The sequence below is a fragment of the Microbacterium sp. CFBP 8801 genome (genome assembly GCF_014839455.1).
In the GTDB taxonomy this organism is placed as follows: domain Bacteria; phylum Actinomycetota; class Actinomycetes; order Actinomycetales; family Microbacteriaceae; genus Microbacterium.
On record NZ_JACYNU010000037.1, the window covers coordinates 1 to 2215 of the forward strand.

At 54.5% G+C, this 2215-nt stretch carries 1 rRNA gene; it reads left to right on the forward strand.

Annotated elements, in window-relative coordinates:
- The first annotated feature begins 244 nt into the window (after positions 1–244).
- Positions 245–1766, forward strand: a 16S ribosomal RNA gene (locus IFR11_RS16070).
- Positions 1767–2215: the final 449 nt, after the last annotated feature.

Below are 2215 nucleotides of genomic sequence, written 5' to 3' on the forward strand. Positions count from 1 at the left end.
ATTGCCTCACGGGTAGGTCGAGAGATTGTTTCTGTGGGTGCGTCCGTTCCTTGAGAACTCAACAGCGTGCACTTGTCAAATGCCAATTTTATCCTCGTCGGTCTTCGGATCGCGAGAATTCCTTTGGATCAAAGTCCAATCCTCTTTTTGGGGGTTGGCATCTGGATAGTCAGTTTTGACTTCCTGTTTGGTCAGATTGAACTCGCTTGCCTTGACCTTATTCCGGTTGGGTGGGCATTTTTCTTTTACGGAGAGTTTGATCCTGGCTCAGGATGAACGCTGGCGGCGTGCTTAACACATGCAAGTCGAACGGTGAAGCCAAGCTTGCTTGGTGGATCAGTGGCGAACGGGTGAGTAACACGTGAGCAACCTGCCCTGGACTCTGGGATAAGCGCTGGAAACGGCGTCTAATACTGGATATGAGACGTGATCGCATGGTCGTGTTTGGAAAGATTTTTCGGTCTGGGATGGGCTCGCGGCCTATCAGCTTGTTGGTGAGGTAATGGCTCACCAAGGCGTCGACGGGTAGCCGGCCTGAGAGGGTGACCGGCCACACTGGGACTGAGACACGGCCCAGACTCCTACGGGAGGCAGCAGTGGGGAATATTGCACAATGGGCGGAAGCCTGATGCAGCAACGCCGCGTGAGGGATGACGGCCTTCGGGTTGTAAACCTCTTTTAGCAGGGAAGAAGCGAAAGTGACGGTACCTGCAGAAAAAGCGCCGGCTAACTACGTGCCAGCAGCCGCGGTAATACGTAGGGCGCAAGCGTTATCCGGAATTATTGGGCGTAAAGAGCTCGTAGGCGGTTTGTCGCGTCTGCTGTGAAATCCCGAGGCTCAACCTCGGGTCTGCAGTGGGTACGGGCAGACTAGAGTGCGGTAGGGGAGATTGGAATTCCTGGTGTAGCGGTGGAATGCGCAGATATCAGGAGGAACACCGATGGCGAAGGCAGATCTCTGGGCCGTAACTGACGCTGAGGAGCGAAAGGGTGGGGAGCAAACAGGCTTAGATACCCTGGTAGTCCACCCCGTAAACGTTGGGAACTAGTTGTGGGGACCATTCCACGGTTTCCGTGACGCAGCTAACGCATTAAGTTCCCCGCCTGGGGAGTACGGCCGCAAGGCTAAAACTCAAAGGAATTGACGGGGACCCGCACAAGCGGCGGAGCATGCGGATTAATTCGATGCAACGCGAAGAACCTTACCAAGGCTTGACATATACGAGAACGGGCCAGAAATGGTCAACTCTTTGGACACTCGTAAACAGGTGGTGCATGGTTGTCGTCAGCTCGTGTCGTGAGATGTTGGGTTAAGTCCCGCAACGAGCGCAACCCTCGTTCTATGTTGCCAGCACGTAATGGTGGGAACTCATGGGATACTGCCGGGGTCAACTCGGAGGAAGGTGGGGATGACGTCAAATCATCATGCCCCTTATGTCTTGGGCTTCACGCATGCTACAATGGCCGGTACAAAGGGCTGCAATACCGTGAGGTGGAGCGAATCCCAAAAAGCCGGTCCCAGTTCGGATTGAGGTCTGCAACTCGACCTCATGAAGTCGGAGTCGCTAGTAATCGCAGATCAGCAACGCTGCGGTGAATACGTTCCCGGGTCTTGTACACACCGCCCGTCAAGTCATGAAAGTCGGTAACACCTGAAGCCGGTGGCCCAACCCTTGTGGAGGGAGCCGTCGAAGGTGGGATCGGTAATTAGGACTAAGTCGTAACAAGGTAGCCGTACCGGAAGGTGCGGCTGGATCACCTCCTTTCTAAGGAGCATCTGGCATCACGGGTTCTTTGGAGCGTGTGGTGTCCAGGCGCCGGATCAGACCGAATGTGTCTGCCGGTAGCTCATGGGTGGAACATTTGATGAGGTGTGGGGGACGATGTTTCTGGGTCTAGTACGTAGCTTGCTATTGGAATGATCTGGGTCGGAGTTTTTTGCACATGCACGCTGTTGGGTCCTGAGGGGCCGGGCGCTGATTGCGTCAGTCTTCGGGCTGGGGTGGTTGGTGGCTGTTTCCTTGTGGGCCTCGTCTCGGCGCCGGTGTTCCGGTGGTTGGGGTGGGGTACCGCCCGTACTTTGAGAACTACACAGTGGACGCGAGCATCTTCCATGCAACTCTTCGGGGTTGTGTGGTGAAGATGATCTTAAAGATCATTAGTCAATTTTTTGACGATTCAACTCATGTGATTTCAAGTCTTTAAGAGCAAACGG